The 6559-nt window shown below is 68.7% G+C and carries 7 protein-coding genes; 4 read left to right on the top strand and 3 right to left on the bottom strand.

What is annotated here, in order from left to right; genetic code table 11:
• The first annotated feature begins 279 nt into the window (after positions 1–279).
• Positions 280–777, top strand: coding sequence for a hypothetical protein (locus ABEA81_RS40980; RefSeq protein ID WP_345613266.1), 498 nt, complete (start codon positions 280–282; stop codon positions 775–777).
• Positions 778–871: 94 nt separating this feature from the next.
• On the opposite strand, the gene ABEA81_RS40985 is transcribed toward ABEA81_RS40980, so the two are convergent.
• Positions 872–2461 (bottom strand): MDR family MFS transporter, encoded by a 1590-nt coding sequence (locus ABEA81_RS40985; RefSeq protein ID WP_345613268.1) that lies wholly within the window; start codon positions 2459–2461, stop codon positions 872–874.
• Between the two features lie 85 nt (positions 2462–2546).
• On the opposite strand from ABEA81_RS40985, the gene ABEA81_RS40990 reads away from it, so the two are divergent.
• Entirely contained in the window at positions 2547–3161 is a 615-nt protein-coding gene (locus ABEA81_RS40990; RefSeq protein WP_345613270.1) for a TetR/AcrR family transcriptional regulator, read from the top strand.
• 119 nt (positions 3162–3280) lie between these two features.
• On the opposite strand, the gene ABEA81_RS40995 is transcribed toward ABEA81_RS40990, so the two are convergent.
• Together ABEA81_RS40995 and ABEA81_RS41000 are read right to left on the bottom strand one after the other, a co-directional pair.
• Complete coding sequence (locus ABEA81_RS40995; protein ID WP_345613272.1) at positions 3281–4108, bottom strand: oxygen-binding di-iron domain-containing protein; 828 nt, start codon at positions 4106–4108, stop codon at positions 3281–3283.
• Between the two features lie 40 nt (positions 4109–4148).
• On the bottom strand, positions 4149–4292 hold the full coding sequence (locus tag ABEA81_RS41000) for a hypothetical protein (RefSeq protein WP_345613274.1): 144 nt from the start codon (positions 4290–4292) through the stop codon (positions 4149–4151).
• A gap of 632 nt (positions 4293–4924) precedes the next feature.
• On the opposite strand from ABEA81_RS41000, the gene ABEA81_RS41005 reads away from it, so the two are divergent.
• Both ABEA81_RS41005 and ABEA81_RS41010 read left to right on the top strand, forming a co-directional pair.
• Positions 4925–5614: an AraC family transcriptional regulator gene (locus ABEA81_RS41005; RefSeq protein ID WP_345613276.1), complete on the top strand. Its 690-nt coding sequence runs from the start codon at positions 4925–4927 to the stop codon at positions 5612–5614.
• 201 nt (positions 5615–5815) lie between these two features.
• Positions 5816–6382 carry a dihydrofolate reductase family protein gene (locus ABEA81_RS41010; RefSeq protein WP_345613277.1) on the top strand — a complete coding sequence of 189 codons (567 nt, stop codon included), beginning with the start codon at positions 5816–5818 and terminating at the stop codon, positions 6380–6382.
• The last annotated feature ends 177 nt before the right edge of the window (positions 6383–6559 follow it).

Genomic DNA, 6559 nt, shown 5'->3' on the forward strand with positions numbered 1-6559 from the left:
ACTACGGGAGATTCACCGCGGACCTGGGAAGTGTGACACCTCGAGAAATCATGGCCCGTGATGCAGTTCGCGAGGAACGAGCGGCGCGCGGCACAGGCGCCACCATCGTGTCGACCCCGACCTGGATGTCGGCCCGGGGCGTTGCCCCGAGCAACAACTCCGACCACGGGAATGCGTCCGTTGCTCTCCAGCGACGGACGCTCCGATTAGATCACTACCCGGCGCTGCTCGCCCTACACGGGAATTCCTGGCGAGGATGCCGGCAACTAGGATCGGGGCGTGGCCAACGAGGAAGTCGACTGCGCGCTGCAGGCCTACACCGATCGAGCGGCCACCCTCGCGGACGCACTCAACCGCTATGCCGCATCCATCCGGGACGCATGTGCTCTGCTGGGCGTCGATCTGGCTTCGCTGGACCTCGACACCGATGCCGAACCCGCCCGGCTCGCCCTGCGCCTGTCCGCTGCACCAGATCTCCGGGTGGGGTGGAACCTGGCCCTCGGCTGGTTCCACGCACCGGCCCGTGCCCACGGGGAGCCGAAGGGAGAGGCACACCCGATCACGTACCGGGTCGGCGCCGAGACGGACCCGGCCGATCTCGTTCCGGACCCCGAGGACGTCGCAGCCTGGCTGGTCATCCTGGCCGGTGGTGACCGCAGCGGCCACCCCGAGCCTCCCGGACGGCCCGCGCCCGACGATCCCGGACTCCTCGCACAGCTCGCCCGCCACGCCGGCTACGGCCCACCCGGGTCGACCGACATCGCACCGTCGATGTAGGCGGACAACGGGCCGTACGTCGACGCACCCACAGCCGTGAACGCCGCCGGCGCGCCGTTGCACCCGCTCGGCCTGCGAGCACGGCGTCGATCTCTTACCCCACCGGGCGGCGGTGTTTCGGCGAGCGGATGAACAGGGCGAGCGGGACGCTGGCCAGCGTGACCACGCCGCACACCAGGAACACATCGCTGTAGGCCTGCGCGAGGACGTCGAGCTTGAGCGCCTGGTAGAGGGGCGCGAGCCCGTCCGCGCCGCGCTCGGCCATCTCGTGCAACCGCGCGTCGGAGGCCGGCCGCACCAGCGCCGAGCGGCCCGCCCACAGCTGCGCCTGCTGTTCGGTCGACATCGCGGTGAGCACGGCCAGTCCGAGCGCTGCCGTGACCCGCTGCACCAGCTGGTTGAACGCGCTGCCGGCGCCGGCGAGGTGCGCCGGCAACGACGAGATCCCGCTGGTGGTGATCGGCATCATGGCCACGCCAGGGCCGACGGCTCGAAGCATCAGCGCCGCGATGAACTCCCCTCGGGTCATGTCCGGGTTGACCTCGGCCAGCATGAGCAGCCCGATCCCGGACAGCGCGAGCCCCACGACCGCCGGCCAGCGCGCGCCGAACCTGTCGGTGATACGACCGGCCAGCGGCATGCACACCATCATCACCAGGCCCTGCGGGAGCAGCACGAAACCGGTGTTCAGCGCGGTCAACCCCTGGCCTTCCTGTAGGAAGACCGGCACGTAGAAGGACACCGCGAACAGCCCGATGGACTGCAGCGCGATCAGGGCCAGCGAGTTGAGCAGCGGCCGGTTGCGCAGCGCGCGCACGTCCAGCAGTGGGTCGGACACCTCCAGCTCGATCACCACGAACAGCGCTAGCAACAGCAGCGCTGCGATGAAGAGGATCACCACCCGGTAGCTGGTCCAACCCCAGTCCTCGCCCTCGGAGGCGGCCAGCAGCAGTGCGAACAGCCCACCCGCGATGCACGCGAAGCCGAGCGCATCGAACCGCCGTCCGGGCTGGCCGGGCAGCTGGGGGAGGAGGAGCGCCGCCGCGACGAGCCCGACCACCCCGACGGGCACGTTGACGAAGTACACCAGCCGCCAGCTGGCGTACTCGACCAGGTATCCACCCAGTGTCGGCCCGACCGCTGGGGCGACCACCATGCCCAGCCCGTACAGCCCCATCGCGGTGCCGGTCTGCCGGCGCGGCACGATCCGGTACAGGATGGTCATGCAGGTCACGGGCAACATGCCGCCGGGCGCGGCCTGCAGGATCCGGAACAGGATCTCGCTGGTCAGGTTGCCCGCCAGCCCGCAGAGCATCGAGGCGACGCAGAATCCCACCAGCGAGGCCAGGTAGAGCCGCTTGAGTCCGAGGCGGTCACCGAGCCACGCGCTGGCCGGCACCACCACGCCGAGGCAGAGGTTGTAGGCGGTCGCCACCCACTGGATGTCGTCGGTGCTCGCGCTGAGGTCGGCCGCCATGCGGGTGAGCGCGACGTTCACGCTGGTCGTGTTCAGCACCGACATGAACATGCCGATAACGATCACCGCCAGCGGCAGGCCCCACTTGCGGTCCGGCGGTGGGGCGCTCGGCTGCGGCGGAGTCGAGCGTGACGCGGTATTCGCGGGAGCCTCGCTGCGCGTTGAAGCTGTCATGGTCTCCCGCCTCGGCGACCAGATACCGAACAACCGTTCTCCATCTCACCTTACAGATGTTCGGTAAGTCGTGGAAGCCTGCACCCCGCGTGGGCTCGCCGATGGGGAGAATGGCCTCGTGAGCAACCGGGCGACCGGCTCGATGACCCGCACCCGCAATCGGTGGGGTGAGGGCGAACGGCTGCGGACCGAGATCCTCGACGCCGCGAGCCGGCTGCTCTCCGAGCTGGACGACGAGGACGGGCTGACCATACGGGGGGTGGCGCGGGCGACCGGGATCGCGCCGGCCAGCATCTACTCGCACTTCGCCGACCGCGCCGCACTGCTGGACGGCCTGCTCGCGCACGAGATCCAGCGGCTGCGCGCGCGGATCGAGCGCGCGGGGGACGGTGACGGGGTCGATCCGGTGGACCGGGCCCGCGAGCAGCTGCGCGCCTACTGCGACTTCGCGGCGACCCATCCCGGCCACTACCGCATCCTGTTCCGCCGCCCATCGGAGGCGCCGCCGTCAGCGCCCAGCCCGGTGATCGAGATCCTCGCGCTGTTCCAGCGCTCGCTCGAGCGGGCCGAGGCGGCGGGCCGGAGGTTGCGGCTTCCGGCGGACCGGGCCGCCGTGGTCGTGTTCACGGCCACGCACGGGCGGATGGCGCTCTACCAAGCGAACCCCACCGAGCGCTCCGCCCACAAGCTGCCGCAGTTCATCGACGAACTCGTCGCGCTCGTGCTCGACTGACAACTGGTGGGCGCGGCAGGGATCGGACCTGCGACCGCTCGGGTGTAAAAGGGAGCGCGCAGTGCCGCACAGATCATCTACCTGCGACACGATGCCCTCAGCGCGCGGGTTGATTGCGATCACGCAACCGCTGGGCCGTGCACTGTGGCTGCGACGAGCTCGTCGAGCGCGGCCTGGCCCGGCGGCATCACGCGAGGGGCTGCGGCCATTGCCCGGACTCGGTCGAAGGCGTCGCCGATCGCGTCGCCGGTCAGCAACGGCCCGTGTGCGGTGGCGACGGTGTCAGGGTGCAGGTCGGCGACCGAGTCGACGTGACGTCGGTAGCGTGCCGGGTCCAGCCACTGGTGCCACGGCGATACGAGACTGTTGAGCAGCGCGAACGACTCGACGTAGAGGTCTTCGGGAACGTCGTCGCGGCGGCGCACGGAGCCGGTGGTCATGGCCGCGAACGAGTCGACGCCCCACAAGACGCCGGTGTGCTCATCGAACAGACCTCGAGTGGTAGGGCCGTCGAAAATCGGTGGCAGCACCAGACGCATCCGCCGGTCTCCGGCGAGGAAGCTGTCGCCGGGCTCGAGCCAGCGCAGCCGCCTGATCGGCAATGACCGCTCCAGCGACAGCCGCTCCGTAGCGAAGAAGTTGGTCACCACTGTCGCCGACGGGCACATCGCCAAGGCGTCGGCGAGCCCTCCGATGTGGTCGCCGTCGTCGTGCGACAGAAAGATCCAGCGCACGTCCTCCGGGTCGACCAGCGAAAAGACCTGGTCCAGCCAACGCTGACGATGGACGGGGGCTCCGGTATCGACGATGATCGGCTCGCTGCCGCGGACCAGCAGCGAGTTGACCGGAAGGTATTGACCGGGTCCGGCGGCGGCCAGGTTGGGGATCAGCCAGGTCTCCGGGGCGACGAGCACAGGGTCGCTGGCCGGAATCTGCGGGCTAGTCATCACGGTGTCCTTGCTGTCGTGGAAACCAAGGATGAGGGGCTCAAAGACGGAAGGCTCGCCTGGCGCGTCGTCTTGGTGGTGATCGGCTCGCCGTGCAGGCCTTCAGAAACGAGGTGGCGGTGCCGTCGGCGGTCAGCAGCATCCGATCGATCGGATGGAAGGTCGGCTCCAGTGCGTCAGGCATGTCCCCCATTGCAAATGGATCGACAATTCCTGCCCACGAGCGTGTCAACGCCGGAGGGCTCGGTTCAAGGGTGTGATCCCCCCAGCCCATGGAGTCGGCCCCCGAGCCGGGGTGGGGACTTCCCCACACCCGTCACAGCTCGCACGACGAAGAGCGGTGGTCGTGTCAAGCCTGACGCAACCCGCCGCTCCGGCCACACTCAGCGATCCTCGGATGTGGCGCGCCGAGCGGTCCCGACCTATGGCATGGGGTCGGCGGTGCCCACCCACCTGACCATCGCCGACCCCGAAAGATGCCCGTGCCGCCCCTGTTGGGGTACAGCGAGTGGACTATCTGGGCCGACGAGTCGTACAGCGATCCAGCGTCCCAAGATGAAGGAGGCCCTGGCCGGATCGACGCCGACCTCACGGCGTACCACGGGCTGGACTGAGCCGGCTCGGCAAGGCCGGACGTTCCCGCGGTCGACGGAGGCCACGACGCGATGATCGCGGACCGCGGTGGGCTTTCCCCGGAGCGGCGCCTGGCAAGATCGAGGCGATTGCTGTCCGATCTCCCACCGTTGCGCGGGGGCGCGGTCGAGAGGTGGAGATCAACAATGGTGAAAGCCCGGCCCGCCGCTAGGATCGCGTCCGATGGGACTGATCTTCAACGCTGTCGCCGGCGAACTCCCGCTGGTGCAACGGGTGTGGTCGGCGAGCTGCGACGCCGCGACCGACTTCACCTCGGCGGCCAAAGCCTCATCCATGATCGCGTTTGCGCGGAGCGATGACGGGTTGACGGTGCACCTCCGCGGACCGGAAACGACAGGCACATCGCTGACTTGCCCGGAGGGCTGCGAGTTCTTCGGCGTCGAGTTGCGGCTCGGCGCTTATCTGCCGCTGTACCCGCCCTCCGGTCTGACCGACCTCGACGACGCGGTGTTGCCGACCCTGCCAGGCGACCGGATCTTGCTGGACAACCGGGACTGGGAGATGCCGACCGAGCAGAACATCGACGTCTTCCTCGACCGGCTGGTGCGCGCAGGTTTGTTGATCTTCGATCCTCTCGTGGACGAGATCCGGCACGGCGATCGACCACGCGGCATGTCGGAACGGATCGCGCAGATCCGGTTCCGCCGGGCCGTCGGGATCTCGCACCGCAAGCTCGTCAGCATCGAGCAGGCACAGCACGCCGCGCAACTCCTCACGGCGGGGAGATCGATCACCGACGTGGTGACCGCCAGCGGCTACTACGATCAGCCACAGCTCGCGCGGGCGATGCGGTGGGCGACCGGTCACACCCCAGGCGAGTTGAGGTCCGGCATCCCGTTCCTGGCGTTGTGACGCGGGCTTCGGTTCGGTACAAGACGGACGATCAGCCGGATGGTTGGCTCCCGGGCGTGCGGAACTGATCGAATGCGACCACCTCTCGATCGACGGGAGGAGCTCCGCGACACCCACCTGATGACGACCTGGCACAACGCCGCCGGCCCGCGTGACGCACCCCTTTCCGACCACCCGCCACCGACCAGGAGAAACCCTGCCGTGCGCAAGATCATCAGCTTTACCCACGCCACCCTCGACGGCTATATCGACGACCCGCAGAACTGGTCGCTCCAGTACTCCGACGAGGAGTTGCAGGACTACGGACTCAAGATGACGCTCGCCGCCGACGCACTGCTGCTCGGCCGCATCACCTACGAAGGCATGGCACAAGCCTGGCCCACCAGGGGAGGTAACCCCTTCGCCGACCACGTCAACTCGATCACCAAGTACGTCGTCGCCTCCCAACCAGTCGATACCACCGCGTGGGACATGACCGTGGTCGTCGCCGGCCCCGACCTGCTCGACGAAGTCAGCCGACTGAAGCAGGCTGAAGGCGGCGAAATCCTCATCTGGGGCACCGGCCGGCTGACCGACGCCCTCGCCGCGGCCGGCCTGCTCGACGAGTACCGGATCTGCACCTCCCCCGTCATCAAGGGAGGCGGCGAGCCCCTGTTTCGCCCCGCCAGCACCGGCACCGTCGAGCTCCTCGACACCAAGATCTTCGCCACCGGCGCCGTCGTCCACGCCTACGGCCCCACCTCGGCCCCTGACCCGAACCAGCGGTAATCGGTGAGGTTTCGGTCACGGAGCAGGATGTTGCGGACGTCTCGTGGTGGCTAGTGTCCCGAGTCGAAAGTCCACCACGTATCTCGACGGCCCAGCTCCACGCTGAGCGCACCGGCGAACCGGCCGAGTACGCCCGGTACGAGGCCGGCTCGCCGGCGCACTCAGCGAGAACCTGGA

Origin of the sequence: Pseudonocardia adelaidensis (genome assembly GCF_039543345.1) — a bacterium.
Lineage (GTDB): Bacteria > Actinomycetota > Actinomycetes > Mycobacteriales > Pseudonocardiaceae > Pseudonocardia > Pseudonocardia adelaidensis.